The 15,845-nt window shown below is 54.7% G+C and carries 15 protein-coding genes; 10 read left to right on the top strand and 5 right to left on the bottom strand.

Annotation, left to right across the window (positions count from 1 at the left end; all coding sequences use genetic code 11):
- Window positions 1-34 precede the first annotated feature (34 nt).
- Together FFI90_RS09545 and FFI90_RS09540 are read left to right on the top strand one after the other, a co-directional pair.
- Window positions 35-1,054 carry a ChaN family lipoprotein gene (locus tag FFI90_RS09545; RefSeq protein WP_186317953.1) on the top strand — a complete coding sequence of 340 codons (1,020 nt, stop codon included), beginning with the start codon at window positions 35-37 and terminating at the stop codon, window positions 1,052-1,054.
- Window positions 1,051-1,761, top strand: a complete 711-nt coding sequence (locus FFI90_RS09540; RefSeq protein ID WP_144777790.1) for an SIMPL domain-containing protein — start codon at window positions 1,051-1,053, stop codon at window positions 1,759-1,761. Before FFI90_RS09545 ends, FFI90_RS09540 begins: the two co-directional genes overlap by 4 nt.
- A 36-nt stretch (window positions 1,762-1,797) precedes the next feature.
- Here the strand turns inward: FFI90_RS09540 and FFI90_RS09535 are convergent, their stop codons facing one another.
- Complete coding sequence (locus FFI90_RS09535; protein WP_144777789.1) at window positions 1,798-2,865, bottom strand: beta-N-acetylglucosaminidase domain-containing protein; 1,068 nt, start codon at window positions 2,863-2,865, stop codon at window positions 1,798-1,800.
- A 128-nt stretch (window positions 2,866-2,993) separates the two neighbouring features.
- Between FFI90_RS09535 and FFI90_RS09530 the strand changes: the two genes are divergently transcribed.
- The 6 genes from FFI90_RS09530 (at window position 2,994) to FFI90_RS09505 (ending at window position 9,941) form a co-directional block, all read left to right on the top strand.
- Complete coding sequence (locus tag FFI90_RS09530; RefSeq protein ID WP_144777788.1) at window positions 2,994-4,040, top strand: acyltransferase family protein; 1,047 nt, start codon at window positions 2,994-2,996, stop codon at window positions 4,038-4,040.
- Window positions 4,041-4,225: 185 nt separating this feature from the next.
- Entirely contained in the window at window positions 4,226-5,302 is a 1,077-nt protein-coding gene (locus FFI90_RS09525; RefSeq protein ID WP_144777787.1) for a TRAP transporter substrate-binding protein, read from the top strand.
- Window positions 5,303-5,403: 101 nt separating this feature from the next.
- Window positions 5,404-5,949 carry a TRAP transporter small permease subunit gene (locus FFI90_RS09520; RefSeq protein WP_144777786.1) on the top strand — a complete coding sequence of 182 codons (546 nt, stop codon included), beginning with the start codon at window positions 5,404-5,406 and terminating at the stop codon, window positions 5,947-5,949.
- Window positions 5,946-7,241, top strand: a complete 1,296-nt coding sequence (locus tag FFI90_RS09515; RefSeq protein WP_144777785.1) for a TRAP transporter large permease — start codon at window positions 5,946-5,948, stop codon at window positions 7,239-7,241. The genes FFI90_RS09520 and FFI90_RS09515 overlap by 4 nt, the downstream gene beginning before the upstream one ends.
- A 238-nt stretch (window positions 7,242-7,479) precedes the next feature.
- The gene (locus tag FFI90_RS09510; RefSeq protein ID WP_144777784.1) at window positions 7,480-8,805 is read left to right on the top strand and encodes an SAM-dependent methyltransferase; all 1,326 of its coding nucleotides are present in this window, start codon (window positions 7,480-7,482) and stop codon (window positions 8,803-8,805) included.
- Between the two features lie 11 nt (window positions 8,806-8,816).
- The gene (locus tag FFI90_RS09505; protein ID WP_144777783.1) at window positions 8,817-9,941 is read left to right on the top strand and encodes an NAD(P)/FAD-dependent oxidoreductase; all 1,125 of its coding nucleotides are present in this window, start codon (window positions 8,817-8,819) and stop codon (window positions 9,939-9,941) included.
- Window positions 9,942-10,005: 64 nt separating this feature from the next.
- On the opposite strand, the gene FFI90_RS09500 is transcribed toward FFI90_RS09505, so the two are convergent.
- Window positions 10,006-10,479 (bottom strand): Dps family protein, encoded by a 474-nt coding sequence (locus tag FFI90_RS09500; RefSeq protein ID WP_144777782.1) that lies wholly within the window; start codon window positions 10,477-10,479, stop codon window positions 10,006-10,008.
- A 121-nt stretch (window positions 10,480-10,600) separates the two neighbouring features.
- A complete protein-coding gene (locus tag FFI90_RS09495; RefSeq protein ID WP_144777781.1) occupies window positions 10,601-12,043 on the bottom strand; it encodes a dihydrolipoyl dehydrogenase in 1,443 nt (480 codons plus the stop codon).
- A gap of 239 nt (window positions 12,044-12,282) precedes the next feature.
- On the opposite strand from FFI90_RS09495, the gene FFI90_RS09490 reads away from it, so the two are divergent.
- Complete coding sequence (locus FFI90_RS09490) at window positions 12,283-12,954, top strand: LysE family transporter (protein WP_144777780.1); 672 nt, start codon at window positions 12,283-12,285, stop codon at window positions 12,952-12,954.
- Here the strand turns inward: FFI90_RS09490 and FFI90_RS09485 are convergent.
- The gene (locus FFI90_RS09485) at window positions 12,899-13,951 is read right to left on the bottom strand and encodes a 3-deoxy-7-phosphoheptulonate synthase (RefSeq protein WP_144777779.1); all 1,053 of its coding nucleotides are present in this window, start codon (window positions 13,949-13,951) and stop codon (window positions 12,899-12,901) included. The two genes, FFI90_RS09490 and FFI90_RS09485, sit on opposite strands and share 56 nt — an antisense overlap.
- A 363-nt stretch (window positions 13,952-14,314) precedes the next feature.
- Between FFI90_RS09485 and FFI90_RS09480 the strand changes: the two genes are divergently transcribed.
- Window positions 14,315-15,103: a type II and III secretion system protein gene (locus tag FFI90_RS09480; protein ID WP_144777778.1), complete on the top strand. Its 789-nt coding sequence runs from the start codon at window positions 14,315-14,317 to the stop codon at window positions 15,101-15,103.
- Between the two features lie 3 nt (window positions 15,104-15,106).
- Here the strand turns inward: FFI90_RS09480 and FFI90_RS09475 are convergent, their stop codons facing one another.
- A complete protein-coding gene (locus FFI90_RS09475) occupies window positions 15,107-15,604 on the bottom strand; it encodes a J domain-containing protein (protein ID WP_144777777.1) in 498 nt (165 codons plus the stop codon).
- Between the last annotated feature and the right edge of the window lie 241 nt (window positions 15,605-15,845).

Below are 15,845 nucleotides of genomic sequence, written 5' to 3'. Positions count from 1 at the left end.
AGTAGCGAGGCCGTATATCATATATAATTTTGCCATGAAAAAGTTGTCCATTGCCGTGCTTGCGTTATTAATCAGCAACCTTTCCGGGTGTGCGACCATGATCCATGCCAGCGACAGCAACTCCGAGGCCAGACCACAAACTCTGTATGAAACGCACCTGATTGACGCCGAAAATAGCAAAGTGCTGAGCGTCGATTCGCTTGTTCAACGCATTGCTTCGGCCGATGTGGTTGTGATTGGTGAATATCACGGCCACCAGGCTGCGCATCTGCTGCAATCACAGATCCAGTTTGCGCTCTACCGCCAGCAACCGCTGCAAGTTCTGTCCATGGAGCAGTTTACCTTCGACAATCAACACGCCATTGATGCCTACCTGAACGGTAAAACCGGCGAAACAGAAATGATTGAAGACAGCAGCGCCTGGGACAACTACCGCGCTTCCTATCGACCGCTTGTGGAATTTGCTCGCCAGCACGGCCTGCCGGTGATAGCAGCCAACGCGCCCGCAGCCATCGTGCGATGCGTGGGTCGAACAGGCCCAGGTTATCTGGCAAGGCTGCCTACTGCTGACCGGGCGCAGTTTCCGGACAATGCGTTTATGGACACTCCGGCCTACCGTGAAAAGTTCACTGCCACTATTTCCAACAGCCACGGCGCGGCGGATGACGCCATGCGCGAGCGCATGAACAACACCTATAAAGCTCAACTGCTACGGGATAACACCATGGCAAATCGAATACTCGCTGCCCGCGGCGCGCATCCCGGCCACCAGATCGTCCACACCACGGGTACTTTTCATAGTGAAGGGCACCTCGGTACAGTTGCCATGCTCAGACAACGGGCGCCGGAGCTTTCAGTTACGGTTATTTCACCGGTAGTGTGGCCAGCGGATGAAGAAAATGCGCCGTTTTATGAGAACCGCAACAAAGGCGACTTTCTCTACTTCATCCAGCCTCTGCCGGAGGAGTTCCTTGATGAAGAACGCGAACACAAGGCGATGTCCGCAAGATTCCGACGCCCCACTGAAGATACCTGCCAGGGAGATTCTCCATGAAAGTCATTGTTGCCCTTATTCTGGGTTTCAGCGCCATTATTTCAGCCTCACTAATCAGTGACGGCCTGACCGATCTGCGCACCGGTGATCGCTACGTAACTGTGAAAGGTGTGGCGGAGCGGGAAGTGAGTGCCGACCTGGCCCTCTGGCCGATTCGCTTTGTAGCCACCGGAGCCAGCCTTGGCGAGGCTCAGGAAAAAGCACGCAGCAGCCGCAATGCCATCATGGCGTTCCTGAAACTGCAGGCTATCAGCGACAGCGCAGTCGAACTGCAGCGTCTGGATGTTACCGACACCCGCGCCAATCCCTATCAGGACAACAACAGCGAGCAGAAATTCATCATCAGCCAGACCTTGATGGTGCGCAGCGATGATATTGAAAAAATCCGTCAGGCCGCACAAGCCGTAAGCGAACTGGTTGATTCCGGCGTGGTGCTGTCTTCTGACTATGGCCCGAGTGGCCCGACCTATCTGTTTAACGGGCTAAACGACATCAAACCCGCCATGATCGCCGAGGCCACCGCTTCCGCACGCGAAGCCGCCAGCCAGTTTGCCGAGGATGCCAAAACCGGGCTGGGCGATCTGCGCCGGGCCAATCAGGGAGTGTTCCAGATACTTGCAAGGGATCAGGCCCCGGGGATTTCCGAGCAACAACATCCTGTGAAGACGGTTCGAGTGGTTTCTACCGTTGAGTATTATTTACGGTAATAGTCCTTGAGGTAACAACCTTGAAAGAGCAGTCGCTTATTGGGTCTGCACCATCTCGTCGGTTACCTGATACTCCCCCACCAGCCAGCGCAGTATTTCGCTGGCTGCCGGGTGGTCATAGGCATCGTAGGTACGCATCAGGCTTTGCCGTTTTTCCTCGTTGATGCGCCCCAGGCCGACATCCTGTAACACCAGTAAATCCGCATGGAGCTGGTCTGCCAGCTCTCTCCCAAGGATTTCTTTTGCAGCGTTGCGGAATGCCTGCCCATACTGGTATTCCGGCCCCTGACGATAAGACTCAGCCAGTGTTATTGCAGGAATCGAGGTCAATGTTGGCTGCAGCGCCGGGTTGATGCCATGGCCAGACAGATAGGCTCCGTTTGCCGAAGGGCGGCCGGTAAAGCCACGCAGATGCAGATGCTGTGACATGCGATCACCATCGTTCACCGGGTAGTTGTCCCAAAGCACAGGCTTACGCCCGAGCCGCTCACCCACGCGCTTGAGGTGACCGGGAGAGACCTCTCTGGAGCAGACCTCCTCGCCCGTCCAGAATACCTGAATATCATGGTCCAGCCGGCGACCGAGGGTTTCCAGATACGCTGTTGGTCGCTCGCCGAACACACGGTCCAGTACCGGGTCGTCAGAATAGTAACTGGGGCACATTGAAAGATAGTGCGCCTGAGTGCGCTCACGGACCCAGTGCATGATATCCGCCTGGGTTTCTGCAAGTGCAGGGGTATCCGCACGCATGTCGTCAAACAGGATGGCCAGTTCATCAATCCCTATGCGGTCAAGCATCTCCAGTTTCGCGACAAGCGCGGAGCGGGCAGCATCGTCAAAGCGGTTAAAAATTTCGAAAGGGCTAAGCCCGATACCAAAACGCAGGCCCTGCTGGCGGCAAAATCGACCAAATTCTGCCAGTTCCGTAACCATCGCCGGCGGGTGAGGCTCCTGCCAGCGCCGGCGCAAAAAGGCATCAGCTTTGGGCGCATATAAATAGAAACCGTAGCCATGGGGCGCCAGTGTGCGCACCAGTTGTTTCCGCTCCTGCCAGTTCCATACTGGCCCGTAAAAGCCCTCGATAATCCCCAGCAGTGTGCTCATGGCGCTCTTCCTGTAATAGCCCGGTGTATTACCACATGGTATATCTGCGGCAAGCGAATGGTATATCACATCTGTATTGCCAGCCTTCGAAGCAGGCTAATATAGATGAAACCCCAACGGAAACTGTTATGAACCCTTCCCAGGCCCGACTGGGCAGTCTTGATGCATTGCGAGGTCTCGCGGCTCTTGGCGTCGTGCTTTTTCATTACCTGCCCTACTACGACAAGCTTTTTGGACACTCATTCGAAATACCTCAGCTGCTGACGGACACCCTGCTGTTCGGCCGTTACGGGGTGCACCTGTTTTTCATTCTCAGTGGTTTTGTTATCTTCATGACCCTTGAGCGCACCCGCAATGCCGCCTGGTTTGGGCTGGCACGTGGAGTGCGGCTGCTCCCGGCACTGTGGACCGGGATTATTCTTACCTTTGTTTCTGTGCACCTACTCGGCCCCGAAAGCCGTGCCGTCAGTCTTGAAACCGCCTTTCTGAACGCAACATTGTTGCATGAATACCTTGGCGCAGAGCATGTAGATGGCGCTTACTGGAGCCTGGTGGTCGAAGTGACCTTTTACAGCTGGATGGCGCTGCTGTTCTACACCCTGCGCGGCTGGTCTCGGCTTCGTGTTGCCTTCTGGGTCTGGATGCTGGTGAGCTATGCGGGTGTGATCTGGTGGAAACAGATACCAGTCAGCCTGGAGCTCCTGATCAAGGACCTGATGTTTGTTAAATACGCTCCGCTGTTCATTGGTGGCATGCTGATCTATCGCATTTACCGATATGGCCGACCGGCAGCTGGCGATGCCCTGTTGCTAACACTGGCTGTTTGCCACGGCCTCGTTGCTTACAAATTCCCTTACAGCCTCTTCGTTCTGGGCTGTTTCACGGTATTTTCCCTGGCCGTGGCAGGTCGCCTGAACTGGCTGGCCAATGCACCCATGCTCTGGCTGGGCAGTCTTTCCTATAGCCTTTATCTGGTGCATCAGAATATTGGCTACGGCGTGATTAGCTGGAGCTACAACGCAGGCCTGCCCGGCTGGCTAGGCATCTGTCTTGCTCTTGGTATGGCGTTGTTTCTCGCCTCTGCGATTCACTACGGCGTTGAACAACCGGCGTTGCGGTGGTTCCGGAGCTGGCGTAGCCGAGCTGAAACAGCCAGGACGCTGGAAGCAACATGATGTTCTGCGGTTAGTCCGCCAGATAAGCCGCAAGAATGATCTTTGAATGCACCTACGACCTATGTCGTAGGGCGCACGTTTTTTCATTTCACTGGTCAAGAATAATTGATAATGTGAACCAGTTGCATGGTATTCCCCACGGAATACTCGCTCGACCAAAACAATGACAAAAGGACACAAGAGCAATGAAAATCCGTTCCGTTTTCTCCGCGGTGGTACTCGCTGTGGCAGCAACCTTTGCCTCCACGCAGGCACTGGCTCAGGATACATTTACTCTCAAAATGGCAGAAACCTGGGGCCCGAACTTTCCGATTTTCGGCGACACCACCAAGAATTTCGCCAAATCCGTCGAGGCCATGTCCAACGGGCGTCTGAAAATCCGTATCGATTCAGCCAACAAGCACAAGGCTCCCCTGGGTGTGTTTGATATGGTCAAGGCCGGCCAGTACGACATGGGCCACTCCGCGTCCTACTACTGGAAAGGCAAGGTTCCCGAGACTCTATTCTTTACTAGCATGCCGTTTGGTATGAACGCCATTGAACAGTACGCGTGGTTTTACCATGGCGGTGGCATGGAGCTGATGCAGGAAGTGTATGCACCGCACAACATACTGTCGTTCCCGGGCGGCAACACCGGCGTTCAGATGGGCGGCTGGTTCCGCGAGGAAATCAAATCGCTGGAAGACCTCCAGGGCCTGAAAATGCGCATCCCGGGCTTCGCCGGTGAAGTTTTTGCTGAAGTGGGCGTAAACCCTACCAACATTGCTCCGGGAGAGCTTTACACAGCTCTTGAGCGCAACACTATTGATGCAGTTGAGTGGGTAGGCCCGGCTCTGGATCTTCGTCTTGGCTTCCAGCAGATTGCAGACTATTACTACACCGGATGGCACGAGCCTGCGACAGAGCTTCAGTTTCTCGTGAACAAGAAGGTTTGGGAAAAGCTGCCGGCTGATCTGCAAGAAATCATGCGCGTTGCCATGCGTACTGCGTCCTACGACATGCTGGTAATGTCACAGCATGCCAATGCGGAAGCCTGGGCCAACATCAAAAAAGATTATCCAAACGTGCAGATCAAGCAGTTCCCGCAGGATATCTTCCAGGCCATGTACGATGCCAACAAAAAGCTGCTGAAAGAAGTCTCTGAGAACAACGAACAAGCAGCCCGGATCGTAAAATCCCAAGAGGATTACCTGGAGCAAAGTCGCGCTTATACAGATATTTCTGAGCGTGCATACCTGAACACCATGGGTACAATCGAGTAAGATAGGGACTTGAATGGAGCCGGGATCGCTCTGAAGGTGATCCCGGTTTTGTTGTTTATAGCAATAGCAGAATCGCCAGGCCATCTGGCGGAGGAATGGGAATGCAGTGGATTATTAAGCTGGATGATGGCCTAGCCCGTTTGTCCTATCTTTGTGGCTGGGTAGCCTGTGTCGCAATGCTGCTGATGGCCGGTAACGTTTTTTACGACGTTGTTGCCCGTTACGCGTTCAACGAAGTCTCCATTGGTATGCAGGAGATGGAGTGGCACCTATACTCGATAGTCTTTCTGCTTGGCATCCCCTACGCCCTGCGTACCGATGGCCATGTGCGGGTCGACGTGTTTTACACCCGCTGGAGCAACAAAGCCAAAGCGTGGATCAACCTGACAGGCGCCCTGCTTTTCGTGGTGCCGTTTGCCTATCTGATTGGCATTTACGGTTACGATTTCGCGCTCGACTCCTACAGCATGGGTGAAGGCAGTGGTGACCCGGGCGGTTTGCCCCATCGCTGGCTGATTAAATCCGTCATTCCTGTCACTGCGTTTTTTATCGCCATCGCGGGCCTCAATATGGCGACATTCGCCCTGCGCGTCATGTCGGGTGAAAAACAGTACGAAGGTGAGAACAGCGGAGGGGGCCTCGCATGATCGGTATGATTATGTTCCTCGTCGCCCTTTTCATGTTGATGCTGGGCTTCCCTGTCGCCTTTACTTTTGGCGGCGTTGCATTGTTCTTCGGCGTATTTGCAGAAGGTATGGACCTGTTTGCCTTCATGCCGTATCGCATCATGAGCGTTATGCAGAATACCGTTCTGATGGCAGTGCCTCTTTTTATCTTCATGGGCGTCATCCTGCAGCGTACTCGTCTCGCCGAGCAGCTTCTGACCTCCATGGGCCGCCTTTTTGGTGGTCTCCCGGGCGGCCTGGCTATCTCTACCATTCTGGTAGGCGCCCTGCTTGCCGCCTCCACGGGTGTTGTAGGCGCAAGTGTGGTTGCCATGGGCCTGATCTCTCTGCCTGTCATGCTTGCCCACAAGTACGACAAGCGCTTGGCAACCGGCACCATCTGTGCCGCAGGCACGCTGGGCCAGATCGTCCCTCCTTCAATCATTCTGATTATTCTGGGCGACGTTCTGGGCCTCCCTGTAGGTGATCTGTTCAAGGCAGCCGTCGGACCTGGCGTGGTTCTTATCGGGTTATATGTTGCCTACATCCTGATCATGACCCGCTTCAAGCCCGAGACCGCTCCGGCCATGCCGGAAGACAGCAGCATTTCCCGCAAAAAAGAAATCATGAATGCGCTGCTGGCGATCATTCCACCGCTGGCGTTGATCGTCATTGTGCTTGGTTCTATCTTTACCGGCATTGCGACACCTACAGAATCCTCCGCGCTGGGGGGCATCGGCGCCATTGTTCTGGCCATCATCTATCGTCAGTTCTCATTCCAGATGGTTTGGGAAGCTTCAAAAGATACGGTCAAGGTAACCGCCATGGTGTTCGCCATCCTGATCGGTGCAACCGCCTTTTCGATGGTCTTCAGCTACACCGGTGGCGATTACCTGCTGGAAGAGTGGATGCTGGCGTTACCTGGCGAAAAATGGGGCTTTATCATCCTCGCCATGCTGGTGATTATGATACTGGGCTTCTTCATTGATTTTGTTGAAATCTCTTTCATCATCGTGCCAATTCTGGCGCCAGTTGCTGAGGCGCTGGGCATCAACATGCTCTGGTTTGCCATTCTTATCGCCATGAACCTGCAAACCAGCTTCCTCACGCCGCCTTTCGGGTTCTCTTTGTTCTACCTCAAAGGGGTCGCGCCACCGGAAGTGCGAACGGTGGACATCTACAAGGGGGTGTTGCCATTCATCCTCCTGCAGGTGCTCGTACTGGCACTGATCGTGATATTTCCTGAATGGTTTGGCATGAGCTCCTCTTACTGACCTCCGCTGCAGCCGGGTCATATGACCCGGCTGCACAGCCTATCTCCCCCTGACTGCCTCTTCCTTGCACTTTTTCGACACCTGATTCACGCCGATGTGCGACATACCTGACAAAATCAGAACGTTTTCTATACTAAACGGACAACCGGCAATTCTCAGACGGGTATTCGGGACAAGCCCTCGCGTGCAGACGCCAGCCTGGACAGCAATGTCAGGGTAAAACAAGGGAGCAAAATCCGTGAACCAGAAAATCGCCCGGAAAAATACCAAGCAATCCGGGCTTACTGAACAATCTGATAAATCACACATCCTCAACCTGCCCCTGCAGGACACTCACGTTGACCGTGAACCCCATACCTATGAGCGCTGGCTGGTAGCCAAGCTGGTGCGCATGGCGGGATCTCCACCGATTCGTTTCCGGCTATGGAACGGCGACGTGATTGAGCCCCACGGCAAGCCGGCCCGTTTTACCCTGCATCTCACTGATCCAAAAGCACTGTACACCCTGGTTACTAACCCCAACCTGGCCTTTGGCGACCTATACAGCGCCGGTCGCCTGGGTATCGAGGGCGACCTGCCCGACCTGATGGAAGCACTTTACCGGGCCATTCATCAGGCCCGCCAGAAATGGCCACGATGGCTTGAAGCCCTTTGGCGAAACCACGCTCCGAGATCAACAGGCCTGTCGGAAGCACAGGAAAACATTCACCACCATTATGACCTCGGCAATGATTTCTATCGGCTCTGGCTCGACCAGGCCGAAATGCAATACACCTGCGCCTACTATGAGCGGCCGGAATTGACCCTTGAGCAGGCACAACAGGCAAAGCTGGAACACGTATGCAGAAAGCTCAGACTCAAGCCCGGCATGACGGTGGTTGAGGCCGGGTGTGGCTGGGGCGGATTGGCGCGTTACATGGCCCGAAATTACAGAGTAAGCGTCCACGCCTACAATATTTCCCGGGAACAGGTCGCATACGCCCGCGAACAAGCCCGCGACCAGGGCCTGGATAATCTGATTGACTATATTGAGGACGATTACCGCAACATTCAGGGTCAATACGATGCGTTCGTCTCGGTTGGCATGCTGGAGCATGTGGGCAAGGAGAATTACCTTGAGTTATCAGAACTGATCAAGCGCTCACTGAAGCCGGATGGCTTGGCGCTCATTCACAGTATTGGCCGTAACCGACCCATGCTGATGAATGCCTGGATTGAAAAGCGCATCTTCCCCGGGGCTTATCCACCCAGCATTGGAGAAATCATGACGCTGTGTGAGCACGGTGATTTTTCCGTCATCGACGTGGAAAATCTGCGACTGCATTACGCCCGCACCCTCAGCGCCTGGATGGAGCGCTTTAATGCCGCGGAAAACGTAATCTCTGACATGTACGACGAGCACTTTACTCGGGCCTGGCGCATGTACCTGGCCGGCTCTATTGCCGCCTTCCGGGCGGGATCACTGCAGCTTTTTCAGGTTGTGTTCACCCACGGCGATAACAACCGGTTGCCTGCGACCCGGCAGGATCTCTACAACCTTCCCGCCGCGCCCCAAGACACATGAGGTTACCGCACATGGAAGCTTATGATGTGATTATCGTGGGGGCAGGCCCGGCGGGATCCACCTTGGCAAAGGCCCTGGAGAGCAGCGGAAAGCGGGCTCTGCTGATCGATAAACAGACGTTCCCCCGGGATAAAACCTGTGCCGGCTGGGTAACGCCCACGGTCATGGAAACCCTGAAGATTAATCTCACCGACTACAGCAACGGTCGAACGCTGCAACCCATACGACGTTTCCGTATTGGAATGATGGGGCAAGCCGCGATTGAAAATAATCATGGCCGCGTAGTCAGCTATGGTATTCGGCGCTGTGAATTTGACGATTACTTGCTTGGCCGTACAAACACTCCAAAACAACTTGGCACTCCGGTCAAAAACATCACACGAAGAGACGGTAACTGGCTGATTGACGATACCTGGTCAGCGCCACTGCTGGTCGGCGCCGGAGGGCACTTTTGCCCGGTTGCGAGACTGACTGGCGATGGCCCTGGAAGCCATGAAACCATTGTGGCGGCCAAAGAGATAGAGTTCGAAATGACTCACGAGCAGGCAAGGGCCTGCAAAGCCCGCGGAGACACGCCGGAGCTTTGGTTTTGTCGGGATCTCAAAGGCTATGCCTGGGTCTTTCGCAAGGGCAACTACCTGAACGTTGGCCTTGGGCGGGAAGACAACCACAAGTTGAGCACGCATTTACAGGACTTTGTGGCAACTATGAAATCCGCCGGTCGACTTCCTGAGGATCTGCCCGATCGCTTTAAAGGTCATGCCTATTTGCTTTACCATCACGCAGGGCGACCGCTGGTAGACGATGGCCTGTTGTTGATTGGTGATGCTGCTGGGCTTGCCTATACCCAAAGCGGAGAAGGTATTCGCCCGGCTATTGAATCGGCTCTACTGGCAGCTGATGCGATCCGGCAGGCACCGGATTTTTCTGCCACCTATCTGCAAGCATACGGTGATGCCATAGCGGAGCGTTTTGGCCATCGTGGATTCGTAGCAGAGGAAAACTTTCAGATACCGGACTGGATCAGAATGCCGCTGGCGAGCACCTTGATGCGGTCCCACTGGTTCACGCGCAAAGTGGTGACTGAAAAATGGTTTCTGCACCAAGAGGTACCGGCCCTGGCAGCAGGTACCTAGTAAACAGCATTTTGACCAGATAAAAAAAGGCGGCCAATTGGCCGCCCGATAAACATTTCAGGGCTTAGTGGCCCAGGTAACTGCGATACATCCAGACCGTTTTTTCCTGCTGGGATATGTAATCGCTCATCAGCGCAACCGTACCCTCATCACTCGCATCGCCGGCAAGGCGCAGCAAGTCCCGCTGTTTGCCAATCAACTTGGCAAAACTGTCGACTATGTTGTTCATGGCTGCTTTGCCATCAGCAACGTCTTTCTGCTCAGGGATTTCCGAGCGCTCAATGTAAGTACTGTAAGCATGGGAAGGGCGATGTCCCAGCGTCAGAACGCGCTCTGCGATTTCATCAATCTTGAGCAGCAAGTCGTCGTACAACTCCTCAAATTTCACGTGAAGCTCAAAGAAATTATCGCCCTTGATGTTCCAGTGATAACCGCGCACATTCATGTAAAAAATTTGATAGTTAGACAGCAAATCGTTAAGAGAATCGGCCAGTTCTACGGTTTTTTCCTTATCCAGACCAATAAAATTCTTACTCATTGTATGCCTCCTTCGTGGCTGTAAATTTCAATCTGGGGCCAATATAGCGAAGGCCCCGGGTATCCGGGAAGTTGGGTTTTCCCATGGCTGCCATAGCGCAGATCAATCTTCGGTGAAAAGCCTATACGCCAGGGCCACAGTCGGTGCAGTCACCCTCGGGAACTGGCCCTATGTTGAGGTTTCGGTTCAGGTCTCTCAGCGCCGTTCTCACGCCCTCTTCAATAACCGGATGATAAAACGGCATTTCCAGCATTTCACTGACCGTCAACCGACGTTGCGCGGACCAGGCCAACAGGTGGGCTATGTGCTCGGCTGCCGGGCCAAACATCTCGGCACCCATGAACAACCCGCTACCATGCTCGCCGTATACCCGAAGCAAGCCGCTGTTTTTGCCGATCACCCGGCTACGGCCCTGATTCTCAAACGATACCTCGCCCACTGCGAAGCGACCGCCACAGCGCTTATCCACCTCATCAATCGTCAAACCCACACTGGCTATCTGGGGGTCAGTAAAAACCACTGCAAGGGGCGTGCTCCTCAGGCCCACGCGAACATCCGGGTAAGACGCCGCATTATTTCCGGCAATGCGTCCTTCGTCGGCGGCTTCGTGCAACAGCGGCAGATTGTTGTTGGCATCACCGGCAATAAAGATATGGCTCTGGCCGCAGCGCAGCGTGTACGGGTCGAACAACGGCATGCCTTTTTCATCCAGCTCGATATCCGCATTCTGTATATCCAGACCGTCAACGTTAGGCCTGCGCCCCGTGGCCGCGAGCAGATACTCAAATGTTTCGGTTTTTTCACCACTGCTACCGTCGGTGAATGTGACAGCCACCCCACCATCAATTCGCTCAACCCGCTTCACCTCGCCTTCCGGATCTAACGGAAATTCTTCGTTGAAGCGCTTGAGTGCGTATTCACGAATACTGTCGTCCTGGATCGGCCCAACAGCTCCGCCCACTCCGAACATTCTTATTCGGACACCCAGGCGGCTGAGCGCCTGACCCAGCTCCAACCCGATCACCCCTGGCCCGAAAACCACGACAGACTCCGGCAAATCCTGCCATTCGAAAATATCATCGTTCACCACCAGGCGGTCTTTTGCTTCTTTCAAAAAGCCGGGGATATTGGGGCGTGAGCCAGTTGCAATGATGATCCGCTGGGCGTTAATTTCGATTTCGTTGTCGACAATCAAGCGGTTAGGGCCAGCGAAGCGGGCGTGGCCCCGGATTTTGTGCTCTTCGGGAAACTTTTCGACAGAGCCTATAACCGAACTGACAAACCGGTCTCGCTCCGAGCGCACCCGCGCCATCACACGCTTGCCATCCACAGAGATCTTGCCCGCAGACACCCCGAACAGGTCTGCCTGCGACATCTGCCAAGCGCTGTCTGCAGCAGCAAGCAGCAGCTTACTCGGCATGCAACCCACTCTCGCACAGGTAGTGCCGTAATGGTCACCCTCAATCAGCACAACCTTGTCCGTAACCTTTCGCACACTGCTGTAGGCCACCATTCCGGCCGTCCCTGCACCGATAATGGCTACATCAACTTTGCGCTTATCCATAAAACAGTCTCCAGACCGATATTCCCGAAAGTCGGGAACGTGGGTGAAACGATAAATCCTGTATACGCCAGTATAGGGGCAAGAATTAGTTTGTGCGGTACGTGAAAAAAACGGCGATGGGATTTATGCTGACAGTCTTGAATTAATTCTGACAGTCTCTGAGTTCTTATCCATAAGCCTTTACCCGTAAAGCCTGTATGGCCAAGCCCAAACATAGAAATATTGAGAGAAACTTGCGTATGAACAGTTACTGGCCCGAATTTCTCACTGTGGCATTGGTGCATCTGCTCGCCGTTGCCAGCCCGGGGCCGGATTTCGCCGTGATGCTCCGGCAGGCATTGTGTCAGAGTCGGAAAAACGCGCTGCTCACAGCGTTCGGTGTTGGCGCCGGCATTCTGGTGCACGTTAGCTATTCACTGCTGGGTATTGGTTTGATCATTCAGCAGTCAATTCTGCTTTTTACCATACTCAAAATTGCCGGTGCTCTTTACCTCACCTGGATTGCAGTCCAGTGCCTGAGGGCCCGGGCAGGTGGCATTCATGTAGAGACCGAACCTGTGATTCTGCAGTCTGGATTTGCCGCCCTGCGCCTGGGATTTTTGACCAATGCACTGAACCCGAAAGCCACGCTGTTCTTTGTTTCGCTGTTTTCGGTCGTTATCAGCCCGGGCACGCCCGTCGCAGTTCAGGCTGGCTATGGCTTTTACATGGCGCTGGCGACAGGGGCCTGGTTTTCACTGGTTGCCGTATTTTTCACACTGCCCGCCGTTCGCAAAGGCTTCAATCGTTTTGGTCACTGGCTCGACCGGCTAATGGGCGGGATTTTGCTGCTGTTAGCCGGCCAACTCCTGCTCTCTACAGTGAGCGGATCAGAGCCTCTGTCTGATCCCAGTCCAGGCACGGGTCGGTAATGGAGCAGCCGTATCGCAGATCATCGCCGTCGTCCTGTCGGCCAGCTTCCAGGAAGCTTTCCAGCATCAAACCGCGAATGCCATCGCTACCCATCCGCTTCTGCCGCATGACTTCACGGGCCACATCGATCTGCCGTTCCGCCTGCTTGCAGGCGTTATCGTGACTGCAATCTACCATGATTGCAGCACACAACCCTGAACCAGACAGACTTTGCGTAGCGTGCTTTATGCTCACTTCGTCGTAATTGGTAAGGCCCCGGCCACCACGCAGTACAAGGTGAGTGTCCGGATTGCCCCGGGTGCTGACCATAACCGGTGCACCATTGCTGGAAACGCCCAGGTGATGATGCGGGTGCGCTCCCGATTTCATGGCATTAATCGCAACGCTGATGCCACCGTCGGTACCATTTTTAAACCCGGCCGGCATGGGCAAGCCGCTGACCATTTCGCGATGGATCTGGGACTCGGTTGTGCGGGCTCCAATCGCAGTCCAGCTCACCAGATCACCGAGATAATCCATAGTGAAAGGGCTCAGGGCCTCGGTCGCAAGCGGCAACCCCATCTCGGCCAGGTTCAGAAGCAAACGGCGTGAGCGCAGCAGGCCTTCGTTGAGGTCACCGGTTCCTGTGCGCTCCGGATCGTACAGCAAGCCCTTCCAGCCCACTGTGGTTCTCGGTTTTTCCAGGTACGCACGCATAACAATGAGAAAACGGTCGCTGACCAAATCTGCCAGTGCCTTGAGCTTTTCGCCATACTCCAGCGCGGCGACCTCATCATGGATTGAGCAGGGCCCGACCACTATCAAAGTGCGATCATCCAAGCCGTGCAGCAGGTTCCGGATCGCTTGCCGGTGCCTGTCCACCTGCCGGGCAAGCGGTTCCTCGACTGGCAAGCACTGCCGCAGTTCAGACGGCGTTGGCAGTGCAGTTTCCTGCCTGTGCGTTGCAGCGGCGCTCCGCATCTGGCTCTCTCCGGCTGTTTTCAAAGGCATGTTCATATCTGTGTTCCCGTTTCCCTGCGTCAGAATCTAAAAAGCCCCGGCTGGGCTACCAGTCGGGGCTTTCTGAGTCCGACAGCAGCCTGGCTTTCCCCGGGCTGCCATCCTCGTTATTCGTTTGGTGAAGATGTTATGGGCGGCCCTGGGACTGGCTAAAATAAAAGCCATAACCAAACCACCAAAAAAACACAGCAGCGACTGCCGCCACCGGCTTTTGGCCGAAAGCTTGCAGAACATTCAATTGACAGATCGCTTGTGTCGTCTTCATGCTTAACAATATACCCCCCGGGTTTTCAACTTGGCAACCCGCAAACCGGACTTTTAGCAAACTAACCGGACTTTTCGGGACATTGGGATCCAGAAATGACACTGAATCGACAGCCTTACCGCTCCCTGCTCTTGTTCATCCTCGTGTTGGCACTCATCGCCGCCACAGGTTCTGCACACGCTGAGTCCCGGGCTTACCAGCTCAAGAATCGACCCGGTACCGATGTGGCCGTGCAGGTGCGCGAGCTCTACCAGGGCGAGCCAGTATCCGTCACCGCCCGGGGGCAGCAGCTTGTCGTTCGCGGCAACCAACAATTGCTGGATGAAATCGGCACCTTGATAGAAACCCTGGACGTGGCACCGGCGCAGCTACGGATAACCGTCAGGTCTCAGAGTGATATCGGCGGCAAACGGGGCGGCGGTGGCGTTACCACAACACGAAACGAACTCGGTGTGACCGTGGAACGCAAGGTCATTAGCACCGGTGGCTCACAAGAGCGAAGCCTGATGGTAATGGATGGCCAGTCTGCTCATATTACCTCCGGCCAGGTGCGGACATTGCCTTTCGCGCTGCGCGGAGGCAGAAACCCTGCAGCGATCTTTGAGCAGGTGGAAACGCGAAGCGGGTTTGTGGTCAGCCCGCAGGTGATTTCAGACCGGGCTGTGGAGCTGAACATTGTGTCTTTTGAAGCCGACCCTGCGGAACTGGAAGGTTATGAAACCCAGGCTGTGGTGACCATTCGCCAGGTAGAGCCCGGCCAATGGGTGTCTCTGGGCAGCACGTCGACCCATTCCACCAGCAGGCAGTCGGGCATTGCCTACAATGTTAACAGTAGCCGGTCAGACAACCGGAGTTTCGAAGTGAAGGTCGACGTTATTCACTGAAGCTCACGCTCTGTTGCGCAGCAATACGCTTTTGGCCTCGTTAATCTTTGCTGCAAGATAATCGCTCCCGCCCCTGTCCGGATGCATTTTTTGCATCAGGCGGCGGTGAGCCATAATAACATCTTCCCGTGAACACGCTGCCGTCACGCCCAGAATCTCGCAGGCTTCACGTTCAGACATATCATTGTTGTGCACCGGACCATGTTGCCGCTGGCCTGACTCATCCGGGTTGGCACCGTCCGAACCAGAAAAGAAGCCCTTCAGACCAGGCACAAACCGGGCAATCTCCGGCAGCTTTCGCAACAGCGGAATCAGTGCGGCCACAGCCGCTGTCAATGCGTGCACGCGACCGGTCAGGACCATAAATACCAGCAAGGCACCACCAACAACGAGAACGACTTTCCAGGTTGCGGCCTTCTTTCTTTCTGCTGACAATCCGCCCCATTGTTTCAGAACCACAAAGACGGCGATCGTCAACGCGATTCCCAATATCCAGTGCATGGTTGATCCTTTAGTAAGGTAAAATCGTAATTCTGGCACCTGAACTGGTGATAATACCAGCGACAAGTACCTACAAACCGGTGACAACTACACACTGAATTTTGTAGGATGCTATGCTTTGTCGTTGATCAATAATTTCCGCATCCATACAGTCTGTTGTTATGCACCGATTCGGCGAGGAAACACAGCAAGACTGTTTCTTCACTGCTCAACGCAAACCCCGGACCAGACAGAGATTTCC

The sequence above is a fragment of the Marinobacter maritimus genome, from assembly GCF_007671675.1.
Classification (GTDB): Bacteria; Pseudomonadota; Gammaproteobacteria; order Pseudomonadales; family Oleiphilaceae; genus Marinobacter; species Marinobacter maritimus.
This window is presented reverse-complemented; position numbering and strand designations above follow the sequence as displayed.